The organism is Streptomyces sp. A0958 (assembly GCF_004795035.1).
Lineage (GTDB): Bacteria > Actinomycetota > Actinomycetes > Streptomycetales > Streptomycetaceae > Streptomyces.
The window spans coordinates 1-18,097 of record NZ_SSBK01000029.1; the positions used below are offsets into that span (position 1 = coordinate 1).

Here is an 18,097-nt window from a genome sequence, read left to right on the forward strand (position 1 = left end):
CGGACGCGGGAGGCGGACCGGCGGGCAGCGCCCCCGGAGCGCCCCCGGGCGGGGTCGCCGCGGCGGGCGGGACGGGCGACGAGTGCGCCGGGGCACCCGCCGTGCCCCGCCGGCGCCCGAAGAACCCGGAGCCGCCGGACGCGGCTCCGCGGGCGCCGAGGAGCGACACCTCGCCCGTCGGGGCGGCGAACAGCTCCGTGTCGGTGACCCGCAGCTCCGCGCCGAACAGCGTCGAAAGAGCCGGGCGCGGGCGGCCCGTCTGAAGCGACACCACCTCCCGCAGCACACCCGTCAGCTGCTCGGCCATCTCCGCCGCCGAGGCGAACCGCCGGGCCGGGTCCGGGTCGGTGGCCCGCACCAGGAGCCGGTAGAACGACTCGTAGGTCCGGAACACCTCGATGTTGTCCGGGTCCGGCAGCGAGTCCACGAAGACGTTCGTGTACCCCTGGAAGTCGAAGGTGAGCACCGCCAGCGTGCGGGCCACCGTGTACAGGTCGGAGGCGACCGACGGGCCCAGCTCCGCGACCTCCGGCGCCTGGTAGCCGACCGTGCCGTAGATCGCCGACTCGTCGTCGTCCATCCGGCGGACCGCGCCCATGTCGATGAGCTTCAGCTGGTCCTCGGTCTGGATCGCGTTGTCGACCTTGAAGTCGCAGTACAGCAGGTTGCGGCTGTGCAGGTGGCCCAGCGCCTCCAGGGCCTCGATGCCGAACGCGCACGCCTGCTCGACCGGCAGCGGGTCCCGCTTCCCGGACGGTGTGCGGCGCTCGTTGGCGATCTCCTTGAGCGCCTTGCCGCCGACGTACTCCATGACGATGTACCCGTCCAGCGAACCGGTCCGCTGGTCCAGGTGCTCGACGAAGTTGTAGATGCGCACGATGTTGGAGTGCTCGATCTCGGCGAGGAACCGACGCTCCGAGATGGCCGCCGCCATGGCGTCCTGGTCACCCGTGTCGAGCAGGCCCTTGAGGACCACCCACCGGTCGGAGACCGCCCGGTCCACCGCGAGATAGACCCAGCCGAGCCCGCCGTGCGCCAGACAGCCCGCCACCTCGTACTGCCCGTGGACGACATCGCCCGCCCGGAGCTTGGGCACGAAGGAGTACGGGTGGCCGCACTTGGTGCAGAACCCCTCGGTGCGGCCCGGCCGGTCGCCCCGGGACCGGCCCACCGGCGCCCCGCAGTCCGAACGCGAACAGAACCGTTTGCGCTCGGGCACCTCCGGGTTCTCCATCACGGCGGTACGCGGATCGGGGCGCGGCACGTCCGGCACCTGCACCAGACCGGCGCCGAGCCGGTTGCGGCCCGACGCGTTGGTCGACCTGGCCGAGGAACGCACCGAGACCGAATGCGAGGCCGTCCCGCCGGACAGCGACCGCGAGAGCCGCCCCGACACCGAACGCCGCGAGGTCGACGAACGCGACGAGGACCGCGAGGAGGCCCGCGACGAGGCCTGCGAACCGCTGCGGGCCGAGGAACTGTCGCTGCCCCGGCTGCTCGCCCGCCCGCCGCCCGCGATCCCGGTCGGCGGCGAACTCACCATCCCCTCCCCGAGTTCTCGGCTTCGCTCGAACGGGGGAGACCCCACTGGCGACACGACGGGTGCCAGACCGCAGGTGTCGCAGTACAGCTCGCCGCCGCCCATGTCCTCGTAACTGCCCTCGCACGCGGGGCGCTGGCACTGCGTACTCATGTTCGTTCCCCCTTTTCGCCCCGCCGCCTCGGCGGCCTCGACGGTCCGTCACTCCTGCTCATGCCCGCTGTGCGCTCCCCGGGCCCGGGCCGTCTCACGGATGCCCCCGCCGGTCCTGCGGGCCGGACGCCCCCCGGCCTCCGCCCAGCAGCTCCAGCGCGGCGTCCTGATAGCGCTGCACGGCCTGCGCGGCGACCCGCAGATCGCACGGGGCGCTCCACAGCATCCGGCGCGCCGCGTCGTAGCGCTCGATGAGGACCGGGTCCTCCGCCAGGCCGTGCCGCGCCACCTTCGCCTTGTACGCGTCGAGCCGGCCGCGCAGCTCCGCCCGGACGGCCAGCGGCGCGGTGACCGCCGTCAGCTGCTCCCGGGCCCGCAGCAACTCCTCCTCGGCCTCCCGCTCCAGGGTCTCCAGGAGCGGCGAGAGGCGGTGCCAGCGGGCGTGCCTGCGATACTCCGACGCGGCCGCCAGGCGCTCCTGAAGGGCGGTCGGCGGGCCGTTGACCGCGGGCACCTCGGACGCGGCGATCTTGGCCAGCACCTCGCCGCGCGCCACCCGGGCCTCGGCCAGCGTGCGGTCCGCCCGGGAGAGCACGTCGCGCAGGTGCACGAGGCGCTGTTCGGCGTCCTGCCGGACGGCGAGCACCGCCTCGACCTCGCGCCGCACGTCCTCCAGCGCCCGGGCCGCCCGGTCGTAGCGCGTGGTGTCGGGGCGCCCGCCGCCGGGCGCCGCGCTGCCGGGGCCCGGCAGCCAGAACGCCAGCGGGTCCGAGACCACCTGGGCCCGCAGCGTGGCCAGCTCCTCGGTGATCGACTCCAGGTCGTCGCCCGCGGGGTGCTCCCCGGGCCGTACGCCCACCGAGTGCGCCAGCGAGTGGGTGCGGCGCAGTTCGGCGGCGAGGAGGTCTATGCGGGCGGGCATCGCCGACCACACGGCGTCGGAGGCGACGACCATGTCGAGGGCGCGCGCGTACAGCCCGTTCATCCGGGAGACCAGCTCCTCCAGCGTGAACCGCTCGGAGAGCCGGGCCGGGCCGCTGACCGACGGGTCGTGCCCGGCCGCCGCGTGCGCCACCGTGACCCCCTGGCCGCGCAGCAGCTCGGTCAGGGCCGTCAGGTCGTCCCGGTTGGGGTGGCGGCGTCTGGCCCGCACCTCGCGCGCCTCGTTCAGCACGGCCGCGTACGCGTCGAAGTAGCTCCACAGCAGCGTGATCGACTGCTCGGTGACGGTCCACCGCTCCTTGGTGACACCGGTCAGCTCGGCGCCCTCCAGGAGGCGGCGGCCGGCGTGGTCCTGGAGGGCGAGGAGAGAGGTCTCGATCGCCTCGTGCTCCGCGCCGAGCCGGGCCAGCGCACGGTCGGCCTCGTCCCGGTCCATGACCGGGCCGGGGGGCCGTGCCGCGTAGCTGGGGAAGGGGCCGGCGGCGCCCATCGATCACCTCTCCGCTCTCCCTGCCGGGCGGGGGCCCGGCAGGATCAGTGCTGCCACCCGCCGGCCCGCAACGGCCGGACGGACTAGTCCCGGTACTTCGGCTCCGGCGGCGCCTTGATTCCCGGCAGGCCGTCCTCCAGCCAGTCGCGGTACGACTGCATCCAGAGGCTGGCCGTGCCACCGGCGCGGTAGTCGACCAGCACCTTGTTGACCCGGGCGACCAGGTCGTCGGCGCCCTTCTTCGCGGCCACGCCGTAGTACTCCTTGGTGAACGGGTCGCCCTTCAGCTCCACGGCCGGGTCCTGGGCGGCCTGGCCGGCGGCCAGCGCGTTGTCCGTGACGACCGCGTCGACCTCGCCCAGCTGGAGCCGCACCAGGCAGTCCAGCTGGTTGGGGACGGTGAGCTGGTCCTCGTCGGCCGCCGTGCCGTCGTGCTTGTCCTTGAAGACGGAGCCGAACGACTCCTTCTCCAGCGCCTCGTACGCCGTGGAGCCCTCCGCGGTGCAGATCCGCTTGCCGGCCAGCGAGGAGTTGAACCCGGTGATCGAGTGGTCCTCCTTCGCGGCGAGGACCTGCTGACCGGCCTGGAAGTAGGCCGTGGAGAACGAGACCTGCTTCAGCCGGGCGCAGTTGATCGTCATCGTCCGCACGACGACGTCGACCTGGTCGTTCTCCAGCGCGGCGATGCGCTGGTTGGTCGGAATCGCCCGGAAGATCACCTTGTCGCCGTCGCCGAGGATGTCCTTGGCGACGGCCCGCACCAGATCGATGTCGAAGCCTTCGAGGTTCCCGGACTCCGGGTTGCGAAAGCCCCACTGGAAGCTGTTCTGGTCGACGCCGGCGATGAGCTTGCCGCGCTCCTTGATGCGCCTGACGGCGTCGCCGTCCACCTCGGAGGGCCGCAGGCTCGCCTCCGGGTCCGTGCAGGAATCGGCCCGCGTCTGGAGGGCGTGCGTCGCGCCGGGCCCCGTCAGCTGCGGGCCGAAGACGTCGTCACCGGCGTGGGAGAGGGGCAGCAGGGTCAGCGACGCCGTCAGCGCGCAGGCCGCGGCCATGGCGGTCACCCCGCCCCAGCCGCGCAGCCGGCGCAGTGGCCCGCGGCCCGTCCTCGGGTCGTTCGCTGTCATCGCTTCCCCTGTCACCGGAACTCCGAGAGCCTGCGGTTGACCCCGACGATCGCCGCGACCGCGCCCAGCACGGCCAGGACCGCCGCGCCGACGGGGAGGCCGTCCAGGGCGCCGCGGCCGTCCCGCGCGGCCTCGGTGAACTCGCTCTGCTCGTGCGCGAGCGCCTCGCGCAGGGCGTCGTCCACCTTCTTGAAGGACGCGCCCGTGGAGTTCTCCGAGCCGATGATCTGCTCCAGGGCGGCTTCGTAGTCGCCGGCGTCATCGGTCTTGCGGGCGGTCCGGTGGCGGCCCTGCCACTCGGTGACCGCCTTGGCCGCCGCCGCCACCGGCTTGCCGCCCTCGGTGTCACCGGTGTCCGCGGCGAGCTTCGCCGCCCTGCCCAGCTCATCGCCGAGCGCCTTCATGCCCGTGGTGTAATCCGTCTCGTACTTGTCGTTCTTGCCGTCCGCGGTGAGCACCGCGCCCCGGGCGACCACCGTCAGGTTCTCGTCGGCGCGCGCCTTCAGCGAGTCGATGCGCGCCCGGTTGAGCACGTCCATGGACTGCTGCCCGTGCGAATCGGCCGTGGCCAGGTCGGAGCGGGCCACCGTGTGCCCCACCGCCAGCCACAGCAGCAACACCGTCGTCGCCGCCGTCGCGGCCACCAGACCGTGGTTGAACACCCGGTTCGTACGGCGGTAGTTGCGCCGCTGCGCCCAGAACAGCACCGCCAGCGCGACGACGCCGATGCCGAGCGAGAAGAACGGCCGGGCCCGCGCGGAGTGCTGGTCCCCGTCGAGCCGGCCGGTCTCCGCCGCGTACAGCCGCTCGGCGGCCGGCAGCAGCTCGCCGGACATCTTCTGGTTCGCGTACCGGAGGTAGGCGCCGCCCAGCGGCAGCCCCTGCCGGTTGGTGGCGCGGGCGCGCTCGATCAGGCCCGTGTAGCGCGGCAGCCCCTCGTTGAGCGTGGTGATCTCGCGGCCGGACTCCGTCGAGGTGCCCGTGTTCGCCGCGGCCTTCACCAGCAGCCGGGACGCCTCCTCGATGTCCTTCGTGTACTGCTCGTGCACCGCGCGCGGCTCCTGCGGCCCGGCCAGGAAGCCGCTCGCCGCCGCCGCGTCCGCGTCGGCCAGCGAGCGGTAGATGCCCGCCGCGTCCGCGCTGAGCGGCTGGCTGCGCTCCACCACGTCATTGGCCGCCGCCGCCCGGTCGCTGATCTCGAACGCCGTCACCGCCCCGAACGCCACGACGAGCAGCGCCAGTACGGCCCCGATGATCTGGAGCCGGCCCGGTTCGGTGGTCGCCGCGGCACGCAGCCGCTCGCCCACGACCGCGCGGGCGCTGTGCTGCGGCGGTACGGGTGCGGCCGCCGGTGCGGGCGGCTGCTCCGGCGCGCTGTGCGGCGCCCGGAGCACACTCGGCGGGTGTGTCACTCGACCTCCCCCTCGGTCACTGACGGCGGCCCGCCCCCCGGCCGATCGGAGGACTGGTACCCGGCCAGAAGTATGGCCGCAGGGACCGGCACACACATCCAGAACGTCTGGATCGAGCACCGGCCCGTACAGCGGCCGACCGTGGCCGGCCGCAGTCAACAGCATTCGATCAAGACCCGCGCCGTTGATCAAGGCGGACGACGGCACGATCCCCCGACGGACCGTCCTCCCCACCATCAACACGTGCGGGGCGACCGATCGGTTCCCGTACGAGAAGGGCGCCCCGCAACCCGAAGGCTACGGGACGCCCCTGTGGACCCGGGCTGCTGTCCGCCCGTCAGGCGTACTGCGCTCGCAGCCTGGCGTGCACCTCGGGCGCCGCTCCCGTGTGGTCCAGGCCCAGCAGCCCGGCGCCCAGCACGGGGGACTCCTGCACCACCCGTACCACCGCCTTCGGGGCGCGGACCGCGAGGAGTTCGGTGATCCGGTCGTCCAACTGCGGGTGCCGGGCCGCCAGTACGCTGCCGCCCAGGAGCACCGGGGCCTCCTCGCCGAGCAGCCCGAGGCGGGACAGCGCGACCGAGGCCAGCGCCACCACCTCATCGGCCAGCCGGTCCACCAGGGCGCGCGCGACCGGGTCGCCGGCCGCACTCGTCGCGAAGAGCACCGGCGTCAACTCGTGCCGGCGCTCCGGCTCGACGCGGCCCAGGTGCAGCGCCTCGATCAGCGCGTACATCGAGCCGAGCCCGAAGTGGGCGGGGAGCGTACGGGCCAGCTCGGTCGGCTCGCCGCGCCCGTCCTCGGCCCGCGAGGCGAACCACATCGCCTCCTCGGACAGCCCCGAACCGCCGCCCCAGTCACCGGAGATCCGGCCTATCGCGGGAAAGCGGGCGGTCCGCCCGTCCGGCACCATGCCGACGCAGTTGATCCCCGCGCCGCACACCACGGCCACCCCGCGCGGCTCGTCCACACCTGCCCGCAGGATCGCGAAGGTGTCGTTGCGCACCTCGACCGTGCGGCCCCAGCCGCGCGCCCCGATCGCCTCGGTCAGCTGCTCCTCCTCGACCGGCAGATCGGCGTTGGCGAGGCAGGCGGACACATGGGCGACCGCCCCGGTGTCCACGCCGGCCGAGGCCAGCACCCGTTCCACCGCCGAGCCGAGCACATCCACCGCCGTACCGACACCGACCACCGGCGGCTGGAACCCGCCGCCCCGGGCCGTGGACAGCACCGTGCCGTCCGCACCGATGAGTGCCACATCGGTCTTGCTGTTCCCCGCGTCGATCGCGAGGACCGAACCGTTCACGCCCACGGAAGGTGCTCCCGGTTGTGCGCGATCAGCTTGTCGGTGAGCGCCTCGGCGTACTCGAACTGGCCGATCAGGGGGTGTGCGAGCAGCGCCTTGAACACCCGGTCGCGGCCCCCGTGCAGCGCGGCCCGCAGCGCCAGGTCCTCGTACGCCGTGACATTGCCGATCAGCCCCGCGTACAGCGGGTCCAGGGCCGGCACGGCGAGCGGCGTCGCGCCCGAGGCGTCGACCTTCGCCTGCACCTCGATCACCGCGTCGTCGGGCAGGAACGGCAGGGTGCCCCTGTTGTACGTGTTCACCACCTGGTGCGACGAGCCGCTGCCGCCGAGCAGAGCGGCCGCCAGGTCCACGGCCGCCTCCGAGTAGAAGGCGCCGCCGCGCTTGGCGAGCAGCGCGGGCTTCTCGTCCAGCGCCGGATCGCCGTACATGGCGAGGAGTTCCTTCTCCATGGCGGCGACCTGGGCCGCCCGCGAGGGCTGAGTGCCCAGCTCGCGTACGACCTCGTCGTGCGCGTAGAAGTAGCGCAGGTAGTACGAGGGGACGACGCCGAGCCGGTCCACGATCGCGCGCGGCATGTGCAGGTCGTCCGCGATGGCGTCGCCGTGCTCGGCGATCAGCCGCGGCAGCACGTCCTCGCCCCGGGGGCCGCCGAGGCGCACCCCCAGCTCCCAGGTCAGGTGGTTCAGCCCGACGTGGTCGAGGTGCACCTCGCCGGGGGTCACGTCGAGCAGCCGGGCGAACTTGCGCTGGAAGCCGATCGCCACGTTGCACAGGCCGACGGCCTTGTGCCCGGCCTGGAGCAGCGCGCGGGTGACGATGCCCACCGGGTTGGTGAAGTCGATGATCCAGGCGTCCGGGTTGGTGCGCCGGACCCGCTCGGCGATGTCCAGGACGACCGGGACGGTGCGCAGGGCCTTGGCGAGGCCGCCGGCCCCGGTGGTCTCCTGCCCGATGCAGCCGCACTCCAGCGGCCACGTCTCGTCCTGGTTGCGGGCGGCCTGGCCGCCGACGCGCAGCTGGAGCAGGACGGCGTCGGCGCCGGCGACGCCCGCGTCGACGTCCGAGGTGGTGACGATGCGCCCCGGGTGGCCCTGCTTGGCGAAGATCCGCCGGGCGAGGCCGCCCACGAGTTCGAGCCGGTCGGCGGCCGGGTCGACGAGGACCAGCTCCTCGACCGGCAGCGTGTCGCGCAGCCGGGCGAATCCGTCGATCAGTTCAGGGGTGTAGGTGGACCCGCCACCCACTACTGCGAGCTTCATGAATCAGCCCTTTACTCCGGTCAGTGTGACGCCCTCGACAAATGCCTTCTGTGCGAAGAAGAAGACGACGATCACAGGGGCCATGACCAGAACGGTCGCGGCCATGGTCAGGTTCCAGTCGGTGTGGTGTGCGCCCTTGAAGGACTCCAGTCCGTAACTCAGGGTCCAGGCCCCCGGATTCTCGGAGGCGTAGATCTGCGGGCCGAAGTAGTCGTTCCAGGCGTAGAAGAACTGGAAGAGGGCGACCGCGGCGATGCCCGGCTTGGCCATCGGCACCACGACGCGCAGCAGGGTGCGCAGTTCGCCGCAGCCGTCGACCTTCGCCGCGTCGAGGTACTCGTCGGGGATGGTCAGCAGGAACTGCCGCAGCAGGAAGATGGAGAACGCGTCGCCGAAGGCCATCGGGATGATCAGCGGCCACAGCGTGCCGGACAGGTCCAGCTGCTTGGCCCAGAACAGGTACATCGGGATGACCACGACCTGCGGCGGCAGCATCATCATCGAGATGACGAGCATCAGCGACAGGTGCCGCCCGCGGAAGCGGAACTTGGCGAGCGCGTACGCCACGGGCAGCGAGGACACCACCGTCAGGACGGTGCCCACGCCCGCGTACAGCAGGGTGTTCTTCCACCAGGTCAGAAAGCCCGGGGTGTCGAACACCTTCTTGTAGTTGGCCCACTCGAAGGGGTGCGGCCACAGGTCACGGGTGAGTGCCTGCTGGTCGCTCATCAGCGAGGTGAGCAGGAGGAAGACGAACGGCAGCACGAAGAAGAGGGCCGCCGCCACGCCGAGCGAGTGCACGGCGATCCAGTGCAGCAGCGCCTTGCGGCGTGCGACGCGCTGGGCCGGGGTGACGGGGTCACTCACCGGCCCGGCGGCCTTCGGGGTGTCGAGAACCTGCGCCACGTCACTCACCTGCCTGGATCAGTCCGCTGCGGCGCCGCATCAGCAGTGCGGTGAACGCCATGGCGAGGACGAAGAGAACGAGCGCGACCACACAGGCGGAGCCGTAGTCGAAGCGCTGGAAACCGAGGTTGTAGACCAGCTGCGGAAGCGTCAGTGTCGACTTGTCGGGATAGCCCGGTTCGAACTGCTGGCCCGAGCCGCCCATCACACCCGAGGCGACCTTCCCGGCCACCAGGGGCTGGGTGTAGTACTGCATCGTCTGGATGATGCCGGTGACCACGGCGAACATGATGATCGGCGAGATGTTCGGCAGCGTGACGTAACGGAACCGGTGGTAGGCGGTCGCCCCGTCCAGCTCCGCCGCCTCGTACTGCTCCTTGGGTACGTCGAGGAGCGCGGCCATGAAGATCACCATCAGGTCGCCCACCCCCCACACCGCGAGAGCCGTGAGCGCCGGCTTGGACCAGGTGGCGTCGGTGAACCAGCCGGGGGTCCCCATCCCCAGGTCCCCGAGGATCGAGTTGACCGGCCCGGTACCGGGGTTGAGCAGGAAGACGAAGCCCAGCGTGGCGGCGACCGGCGGCGCCAGGTAGGGCAGGTAGAACAGCGTCCGGAAGACGCCCGTACCCGTCTTGATCTTGGTGATCAGCAGCCCGACCCCGAGCCCGAAGATCACCCGGCAGGTCACCATGACCACGACCAGCCACAGCGTGTTGCGCAGCGCCGGCCAGAACAGCGGGTAGTCGTTGAAGACGAACGCCCAGTTCTTCAGCCCGCTGAACTCGGGGGCGGCGAAGCCGTCGTAGCTGGTGAAGGAGAAGTAGAGCGTGGAGATCAGCGGGTAGGCGAAGAAGACGCAGAACCCGATCAGCCACGGCGACATGAAGGCCGCCGTCCGAAGCGCCGACCGGCGGCGCTTCGAACGGAGTGTGTACGTGCTCATCGTGCCGGCTCTACTTCGCCTGGGCGATCGCCGCGTCGATTTCCGCCGCGGTCTTCTCCAGGCCCGCCTTGATGTCCTTCTGCTTGCCCTTCTCGACGTCGAAGCCGAGGTTCTGCAGGGAGACCAGGTAGGCGCCGCCGTTCACCGAGGGCGGGGTGGTGGTGGACTTCGGGTTCGCCGCGATGTCCAGGAAGGTCTTGAAGCGCGGGTCGTACTTCAGCTTCGGCGACTTCAACGCGTCCAGCGTGGAGGGCACGTTGTGGATGGCGTTGGCGAAGTTCACCACCGCGTCGGTGTCGGTCGTCATGAACTTCACCAGCTCCCACGCGGCGTTCTGCTTGCTGGAAGTCGACGCGATACCGGCGATGGTGCCGGTCAGGTAGCCCTTGCCGTAGGTGTCGGCCTCGTCGTCGGCGACGGGCATCGGGGCCACGCCGATCTCGAACTCCGGCTTGGTGTCCTCGGCCATGCCGAGCCGCCACTCGCCGTCCAGCTGCATGGCGACCTGGCCGGTGTGGAACGGGTGCTTGGCGCCCCACTCGTCACCGAAGCCGGTCCGGAACTTCTCCAGCTTCTCGTAGCCGCCGAGCGAGTCGACCAGCTTCTTCTGGTTCGTCAGCATCGCGGCGAACGCGGGGTCCTTGGCGATGTTCGCCTTGCCGTCCGCGTCGAAGTACGCCGGGTTCCAGCCACCGAGGTAGTGCTCGGTGGTGGACTCGTAGCCGTGGTAGTTCGGCATGAAGCCCAGCTGCTCGTACGAGTCGCCCTTGGTCTTCGTCAGCTTCTTCGCGTCGGCCGCCAACTCCGACCAGGTCTTCGGCGGGTTCGCGATGCCGGCCGCCTTGAACGCGTCCTTGTTGTAGTACAGCCCGTACGCGTCGCCCAGCAGCGGCACCGTGCAGCGCACCCCGTCGAACTGGGTGTACTCGTTCATCGCCTTCGGGAAGGTGGTGTCCGGGTCGATGCCGTCCTTCTTGAGGAACGGGTTGAGGTCCACGAACGCCTTCGACGAGCAGAACTTGCCCACGTTGTTCGTGGTGAACGACGAGACCACGTCCGGCGCCTTGGAACCACCGGCGCGCAGCGCCTGGTTGATCTTGTCGTCGGTCATGTTGCCGACGACCTTCACATGGATGTTGGGGTGCGCCTTCTCGAAGGCGGCGATCGTCGCCTCGATCCCCTTCACCTCGCCCGGCGCGCTCCAGCCGTGCCAGAAGGTGATGGTCGTCTCCTTGGACGCGTCATCGCTGGCACCGGAGCTGCTCTGCCCGGTACAGGCGGAGGCGAACAGGGCTATCGCGGCGGTCGCGGCGAGTGCGGCGGCCGGCTTCCGGCGGTTTCCGGACATGGTGGTGTCTCCCGGTGAAGGGGTGGGCAGGAAAGGGCGGAACGTGTACGGGGAAGCGGAGGCGTGAGGGGTCAGCGCGAGGTGTCGAACACTTCGTCGCGGGTGGTGGCGAGCGCGCTCTCCAGCGCGCCGCGCAGAACGGGCCGGTGGATGACGTCACCGGCGATCAGCCGGGGCCTGGACGCCGCGAGCTGGGCCAGCTCGGCGGCGACCCGGCCGCGCAGCGGTTCCCCGCCGCGCGAGAACAACTCGCCCGACAGGACGACGATCTCGGGGTCGAGCACGGCGACCATGGAGGCGAGACCGGTCGCCAGGCCGGTGGCGAACAGATCGAGCAGCCGGCCGTACGGCCCGCCCCCGTCCTCGTCCCCGTCCCCGGCCACGGCCTCGGCGGCCCGGCCGACCAGGGCCGCGGCGATCTCGTGATGGGTGCCGGAGCCGGGCACCGCCTCGTCCTCGATGCCGAGTTCCCGGGCCAGCCTGGCGAGCACCTGGGCGCCCGCCAGCTCCTGGAAGCCGCCCGCGTTCGCCTTGGTGACCTGGCGGACCAGCGGCGCCCCCGGCACCGGCAGGAAGCCGACCTCGCCGGCGCCCCCGGTGAAGCCGCGGTGCAGCCGGCCGTTGATGACGAGTGCGGCGCCCAGGCCCTCCTCGTTCCACAGCAGGACGAAGTCGTCGTGGCCCCGGGCCGCGCCGAGCCGTTGTTCGGCCACCGCGACGAGGTTCACGTCGTTCTCGTACTCCACCGGCATCGGCAGTACCGCCGCCAGCTCGTCCAGCAGGGTGGGGGAGTGCCAGCCGGGCAGGTGCGAGGCGTAGCGCAGCCGGCCCGTGCCCGGGTCGAAGGCGCCCGGCGTGCCGATGACCAGCCGGTGCACGTCCGACCGGGTCAGCCCGGCGTCCTTCACCGCCCCGTCCAGCGCCCCGGTCACCTGCCGCACCACGCTGTCGGCGCGCCGGCCCGGGGTGCGCAGCTCGTACTCGCCGACCGTCTCGCCGGTCACATCGGCGACGGCGGCGACGATCCGGTGGGCGTTCACATCGAGCCCGGCCACATGGGCGGCCGAGGCGTTGACGGCGTACAGCTGGGCGTTGGGGCCCGGGCGTCCGGCGGCGGTCCCGGTGGCCATGACGAGCCCGGCGGCTTCGAGGCGGGCCAGGAGCTGGGAGGCGGTGGGCTTGGAGAGGCCGGTGAGCTTCCCGATCCTCGTCCGCGTCAGGGGGCCGTGCTCCAGCAGCAGATCGAGGGCGGCCCGGTCGTTCATGGCGCGCAGAACGCTCGGGGTGCCCGGCGTGGTTCCGGCCATGATCCTTGCCACCTGCCCTCTGTTAGGAAAGTTTCCTGTTCGGTGAGAGGACCGTAGGGCGCCTGCCACCGGGGCGTCAATGGGCGGCACCCCGGTGGCAACCAAAGCGTTACCTGAGCAGGAAAGAAACGGCCGGGGCCCGTGGGGGCCCCGGCCGGGGAGAGCTACTTCGAGACGTTCGGCGGCGGGATCGGGGTGGCCGCCAGGGACTGCGGCGAGGTGGCCGACGCGTACGCCGAGGGGGCGGCCATACCGGCCGTGGGGTCGTCGGCCGGGGCCTCGTCCGGGACGCCGGCCACCATGCTGATGCCCGCCTCGTCCAGGGCCGTCTTGATGCGCCAGCGCAGTTCGCGCTCCACGCCCACCGCCTGGCCCGGCATCGTCTTCGCGCTCACCCGGACCGTCATCGAGTCCAGCAGCACGGTGTCCAGGCCCAGGATCTCCACCGGGCCCCACAGGCGCTCGGCCCAGGGGTCCTCCTTGGCCATCGCCTGGGCGGCCTCGGTGATCACCGTACGAATCCGCTCCAGGTCCTCCGTGGGCCGCACCTGCACGTCGACTCCGGCCGTGGACCAGCCCTGGCTGAGGTTGCCGATCCGCTTGACCTCGCCGTTGCGGACGTACCAGATCGCGCCGTTCTCGCCGCGCAGCTTGGTGACGCGCAGGCCGACCTCGACCACCTCGCCGGAGGCGACGCCCGCGTCGATCGTGTCGCCGACGCCGTACTGGTCCTCCAGGATCATGAAGACCCCGGACAGGAAGTCGGTGACCAGGTTGCGGGCGCCGAAGCCGAGCGCGACCCCGGCGACCCCGGCGGAGGCCAGCAGCGGGGCCAGGTTGATCTGGAAGGCGCCCAGGATCATCAGCGCCGCGGTGCCCAGGATCAGGAACGAGGACACCGAACGGAGTACCGAGCCGATCGCCTCCGAGCGCTGGCGGCGGCGCTCCGCGTTGACCAGCAGGCCGCCGAGCGCGGTGCCCTCGACCGCCTGGGCGCTGCGGTTCATCCGTTCTATGAACTTGGTCAGGGCACGGCGGACCGCGTGGCGCAACACGACCGCGACCGCCGCGATGAGGACGATCCGCAGGCTGGTGTTCAGCCAGGTGGACCAGTTCTCCTCCACCCAGCCCGCGGCGTTGCCGGCCTGCTTGGCGGCTTCGTCCAGCGAGCCGCCGGGCTCCGGTGACGGGGCTGCGGCCAACAGGGCGGACAGGGGCACGGCAGAACCTCCAGGGGGTGAGCGCCGAGCGGACGAGCGCTGAACAACCACACTAACGGGGCATCACCCGTGCTCCGTTGCCGTGAACGGGGGGAGAGACGCGGCTCACCCGGGGATACGGAACGGATAAAGAACCTGGCCGGACGCGGTGCCGTGTGGCCGATCCCACATCGGACGCGGCAGCGGCGGCGGGGGCTTCCCGAGCGCCTGTTCCGGGGCCTGCGCACGGCCCGTGCGCCCCGGCGCGCGGAAAAATCCCTCCGGCCCGTTACCCGTACGTGGTGGCGCTTCGACCAGGCAGGAGGGGAAACTGAGATCGGATCGTCCCGGCGCGAGCCACGCGCCGCCGGCGTACAAGGAGGCATCAACCGTGCCGCATGTCCTGGTTCTCAACGCGTCGTACGAGCCGCTCGGCGTCGTACCGCTCCGCCGCGCACTCGTCCTCGTCCTCGAGAACAAGGCCATCTGTCTCGAGGAGTCCGGCGCCTTCATGCACAGTGCCACCCGTGCCGTTCCGGCGCCCAGCGTCGTCCGTCTCAAGCGGTTCGTCCGCGTCCCCTACCGGGGGCCGGTGCCGCTGACCCGGCGGGCGCTGTTCGCCAGGGACGGCGGGCGCTGCATGTACTGCGGTGCCGCCGCGACCAGCGTCGACCACGTCATCCCGCGCAGCCGCGGCGGACAGCACGCCTGGGACAACGTGGTGGCGGCCTGCCGCCGCTGCAACCACGTCAAGGCCGACCGCCATCTGCCCGAGCTCGGGTGGCGGCTGCACCAGCAGCCCGCCCCGCCGACCGGGCTCGCCTGGCGGATCATCGGTACGGGGCATCGCGACCCGCGCTGGCTGCCCTACCTGCAACCCTTCGGCGCGGACGACGCGATGGCCCGGATCGACGGCATCTCAGCCTGAGACCCGGGCCCTCGTCGTCTCCGGGCCCCCGTCGCCGGTTGGCCGGGCGGCCGGGGCGGTCAGCCGTCCCCGGCCACCGCGTACGCCTGCACGGACCAGAGCGAGTAGCCGTACTCGGTGGCCCGCGCGTCGCCCTGGATACGGATGAAACGGGTGTCCTTCGCGTCCATCCGCACCGACTCGTGCCCGCCCGCGCCCTCCCGTAGGGTCGCGGCGGTACGCCAGGTGCGGCCGTCGGAGGAGACCTGGACGCGGTAGCGGGAGGCGTACGCGTCCTGCCAGTCGAGCACCACCCGGCCGAGCCGGACCGGGGCGGGCAGTTCCGCCTGCCACCAGGCCCCGTCCTCGGGCGGTGAGGACCAGCGGGTCTCCGGGTCGCCGTCCGAGGCGGCGGACGCCGGGAAGTCGGAGGTCTCGTCGCCCGACGCGGAGGCGGTGGCCCCGCGCAGCAGGTCGGGCCCGGCGGTGCGCGGGTAGGCCCGGACGGTCAGGGTGGTCCGCTCGTCGCCGAAGCTGAACGGCACCTCGTACTCGCCGGCCGGGGTCTCCGCGGGCACGGTGATCTCCACCGGGACCTCGGTCCGGGTGCCGCGCGGCACCGTCGTCCGCTTCGGCACCCGCACCTCGATGCCCTCGGGGGCCTTCGCGGTCAGTCTGCCCCGCACCTCGGCCGGGCGGCGGCCGGACAGCCGGGCCCGCACCTCCTGCGGCCCGCCGCCGATCACGGCGTCCGTCTCCCCGCGCGCGAGGTCGAGCCGGGCGGCGGGCTCGTCACCGAACCACGGCACCAGCGACCGCACCCGCGGGGCCGTCCCCGTGCCGATGGACGCGCCCGCCAGCGGCGGGATGATCAGGGGCGGCGCCCCGGCGACCACGGGGGTGGCGGCCGGCCAGCTGATCCGGACCGCGTCGGCCCGCAGCCCCTCGCCCGCCGCCTGGGTCCAGCCGCTCTCCGACAACGGGCCGAGCGCGCGCCAGCCCTCGCCCGGCACGTGCGCCTGGACCGTGGCGCCCGACACCGCTCCGGCGCCCGGCAGGGTCGTCGCGGTGACGGCCTCCAGCGGCCGGGCCCGGTCCAGGCGCACCGTGTAGCTGCCCTGGGCCTCGGTCACCTTGCCGCCCGCCCGGTCCGTGCCGGTCCAGGAGGCGGCCTCCTTGCGCGTCCGGTCCAGGAACGGGCCGAGCACCCCCGCACCGACCGTCGCCCCGCCCGCCGCGATGTCCTCGCGCACCGGTTCCAGCGCCAGCGACGCCTGCCAGGCCGCCGCGCCGTCGCCGCGCGCCTGGGCCCGGAGCAGATCGACGGCCAGCTCACCGGCCCGGCCGTAGCGGGACAACTGCGCGGTCCAGGGCCCGACCTCGTCGCCGAGCCGCCCGCCGGCCAGTCCCGCCAGCTTCCCCGGGGCCTCGCGCATCCCGGTGAACGCGGCCCGCAGCCGGCTCGCCGCCCGGTCGAGCGCCTTGGCGTCGTCGCCGGCGTACGCCTTCCAGAACGCGGTGATCAACGGCCGCAGATACGCCGACTCGGCGCCGCCCAGCACCGACCCGGCGCTGTTGCCCGCCAGGGCGCGCAGCGCGTCCCCGCCGCCGGCGTCCCCGCCCGCGAGGTCGTCGATGGCGGCCTCCCAGGACTCCTCGGACCGGTACGCCTTCGGGTTCCACGCGAAGTCGGCCGAGGTGAACAGCGGGATGCGGGACGCGGACGGCTGCTCCATCGCGTTGGCCAGCAGCGCCGCCGAGCCGGCCGCGACCGCCGGGTCCCGTCCGGTGTACGGGCCGAGGAAGATCCGGTCCTGCGCGTAGTCGTTGACCGGGTAGTTGTCCATGGTCACCAGCGGATGGCGGAACGCGGCACGCGCCCCGGCCAGTTCGCCGCCGGTGATGGTCTTCGGCACGACCCCGACGCCCGTCCAGGCGACCTGCACGTCGTCCGCCAACCGCGCGGCGAGCGCCGTGCGGTACTCCGTGGCGCCGTCCTGGTGGAACTCCGTAGGCATCACCGACGGCGGCTCCGCGTCCGGATGGCGCTCCGCCAGATGGCGCGCCACGCCGTTCACGACGCGGGCGTGCGCCCGGGCCGCCGCCTCGGGGCCGCTGCCGAAGGTGTCCGCGTCGGCCGAGCAGTGCCACTCGCTGTAGCTGACGTCCTGGAACTGCACCTGGAAGGCCCGCACCCCCAGGTCCCACATCGCGTCGATCTTCCGGTTCAGCGCCTTCAGGTCACGGTCAGAGGACAGGCACATGGACTGCCCGGGGGCCACCGCCCAGCCGAGCGTCACATGTGCGGCCCGCGCCCGCTCGGCCAGTGCCCGGAACCCGGCCCGCCGGCCTTCCGGGTACGGGTCGCGCCAGCGGGCCTGCCGGTACGGGTCGTCACCCGCCGCGTAGAGGTAGCGGTTCTGCTTGGTTCGCGCCAGGAAGTCGATCTGGGCGAGCCGGTCCTCCTGGCTCCACGGCTGCCCGTAGAACCCCTCGGTCAGCCCGCGCACCGCGGTGGACGGCCAGTCCCGGACGGTGACCCCGGCGACCTCGCCGCCCCGGATCAGCTGGCGCAGCGACTGCACCCCGTGGAACAGCCCGTCCTCGCCGACGCCGTCCAGGGCGATGGTGCCGCGCCCCGCGACCCGTCCGGTCGCGAGCCGGTAGCCGCCGGACGGCAGGTCGGCGCGGTCCGCCGCGCCCAGGGTGCGCAGCGCGTCCGAGGCCCCGTCACCGCCGAGCCGGAGCACGGGCCCGGCGCCCGGCAGCGTCTCGTGGACGGTCCGCACCCCCGCGTCCCGCAGGACCGTGCGCAGGGCGTCCACGGCGTACGGGTCGGCCGCCGCGTCGGCGACCAGGGTGACCTCGTCGGTGAGGGCGACCGCCGGCCCGGCGGCCTCGATGCTCTGCGGGCGCGGCCACACGGCGGGCGGCGCGCCGTCCTGCGTACGGCCGGGGCCGGCCACGGCGGTGGTGCCGGGGTCCGTGGGGGCGGCGAGAGCGGCCGGGGCTCCGGCGGAGAGCAGCCCGCCGAGCACGGCCACGGCGACGGCCGTCGCCCGCGTCCTGCGCCTGAGCCGCATCCCTGTTCTCCCCTCGCTCCCACCGTCGGCCTCCGAGCCCACCACTCCGCGCGTGAGGGTGTCAATGCGTGGGGCGATCGGTACGGAAATGCCCGATGTGGCCGGTGTGATGAGCGGGGTGGGCGCGACGGCGCGGAACGCGAAAGACAGCGCCGAATGGCCGAAAAAGACG

Annotated in this window: 13 protein-coding genes; 1 reads left to right on the forward strand and 12 read right to left on the reverse strand. The window is 72.7% G+C overall.

Annotated elements, in window-relative coordinates; translation table 11 throughout:
• The 11 genes from E6P78_RS24365 to E6P78_RS24415 all read right to left on the reverse strand — a co-directional run.
• On the reverse strand, positions 1 to 1,693 hold a 1,693-nt coding region (locus E6P78_RS24365), incomplete at its 3' end, for a serine/threonine protein kinase (RefSeq protein WP_240799362.1).
• Positions 1,694 to 1,787: 94 nt separating this feature from the next.
• On the reverse strand, positions 1,788 to 3,125 hold the full coding sequence (locus E6P78_RS24370) for a hypothetical protein (RefSeq protein WP_136205777.1): 1,338 nt from the start codon (positions 3,123 to 3,125) through the stop codon (positions 1,788 to 1,790).
• An 83-nt stretch (positions 3,126 to 3,208) separates the two neighbouring features.
• The gene (locus E6P78_RS24375; RefSeq protein WP_206307901.1) at positions 3,209 to 4,252 is read right to left on the reverse strand and encodes a glutamate ABC transporter substrate-binding protein; all 1,044 of its coding nucleotides are present in this window, start codon (positions 4,250 to 4,252) and stop codon (positions 3,209 to 3,211) included.
• Between the two features lie 11 nt (positions 4,253 to 4,263).
• Complete coding sequence (locus tag E6P78_RS24380) at positions 4,264 to 5,559, reverse strand: hypothetical protein (RefSeq protein WP_240799366.1); 1,296 nt, start codon at positions 5,557 to 5,559, stop codon at positions 4,264 to 4,266.
• A 442-nt stretch (positions 5,560 to 6,001) separates the two neighbouring features.
• Positions 6,002 to 6,976, reverse strand: a complete 975-nt coding sequence (locus E6P78_RS24385; protein ID WP_136205778.1) for a BadF/BadG/BcrA/BcrD ATPase family protein — start codon at positions 6,974 to 6,976, stop codon at positions 6,002 to 6,004.
• The gene (locus tag E6P78_RS24390; RefSeq protein ID WP_136205779.1) at positions 6,967 to 8,232 is read right to left on the reverse strand and encodes a 6-phospho-beta-glucosidase; all 1,266 of its coding nucleotides are present in this window, start codon (positions 8,230 to 8,232) and stop codon (positions 6,967 to 6,969) included. The genes E6P78_RS24385 and E6P78_RS24390 overlap by 10 nt, the downstream gene beginning before the upstream one ends.
• Positions 8,233 to 8,235: 3 nt before the next feature.
• Complete coding sequence (locus tag E6P78_RS24395) at positions 8,236 to 9,138, reverse strand: carbohydrate ABC transporter permease (protein ID WP_136205780.1); 903 nt, start codon at positions 9,136 to 9,138, stop codon at positions 8,236 to 8,238.
• A 1-nt stretch (position 9,139) separates the two neighbouring features.
• On the reverse strand, positions 9,140 to 10,081 hold the full coding sequence (locus E6P78_RS24400; RefSeq protein ID WP_136205781.1) for a sugar ABC transporter permease: 942 nt from the start codon (positions 10,079 to 10,081) through the stop codon (positions 9,140 to 9,142).
• 10 nt (positions 10,082 to 10,091) lie between these two features.
• Positions 10,092 to 11,429 carry an ABC transporter substrate-binding protein gene (locus E6P78_RS24405; protein WP_136205782.1) on the reverse strand — a complete coding sequence of 446 codons (1,338 nt, stop codon included), beginning with the start codon at positions 11,427 to 11,429 and terminating at the stop codon, positions 10,092 to 10,094.
• 71 nt (positions 11,430 to 11,500) lie between these two features.
• A complete protein-coding gene (locus E6P78_RS24410) occupies positions 11,501 to 12,736 on the reverse strand; it encodes an ROK family transcriptional regulator (RefSeq protein ID WP_136205783.1) in 1,236 nt (411 codons plus the stop codon).
• A 164-nt stretch (positions 12,737 to 12,900) separates the two neighbouring features.
• Positions 12,901 to 13,956 carry a mechanosensitive ion channel family protein gene (locus tag E6P78_RS24415; RefSeq protein ID WP_136205784.1) on the reverse strand — a complete coding sequence of 352 codons (1,056 nt, stop codon included), beginning with the start codon at positions 13,954 to 13,956 and terminating at the stop codon, positions 12,901 to 12,903.
• 370 nt (positions 13,957 to 14,326) lie between these two features.
• On the opposite strand from E6P78_RS24415, the gene E6P78_RS24420 reads away from it, so the two are divergent.
• Positions 14,327 to 14,863 carry an HNH endonuclease gene (locus E6P78_RS24420; protein WP_018552807.1) on the forward strand — a complete coding sequence of 179 codons (537 nt, stop codon included), beginning with the start codon at positions 14,327 to 14,329 and terminating at the stop codon, positions 14,861 to 14,863.
• A 59-nt stretch (positions 14,864 to 14,922) separates the two neighbouring features.
• Here E6P78_RS24420 and E6P78_RS24425 read toward each other — a convergent pair whose 3' ends face one another.
• On the reverse strand, positions 14,923 to 17,925 hold the full coding sequence (locus tag E6P78_RS24425; protein ID WP_136205785.1) for a beta-N-acetylglucosaminidase domain-containing protein: 3,003 nt from the start codon (positions 17,923 to 17,925) through the stop codon (positions 14,923 to 14,925).
• Between the last annotated feature and the right edge of the window lie 172 nt (positions 17,926 to 18,097).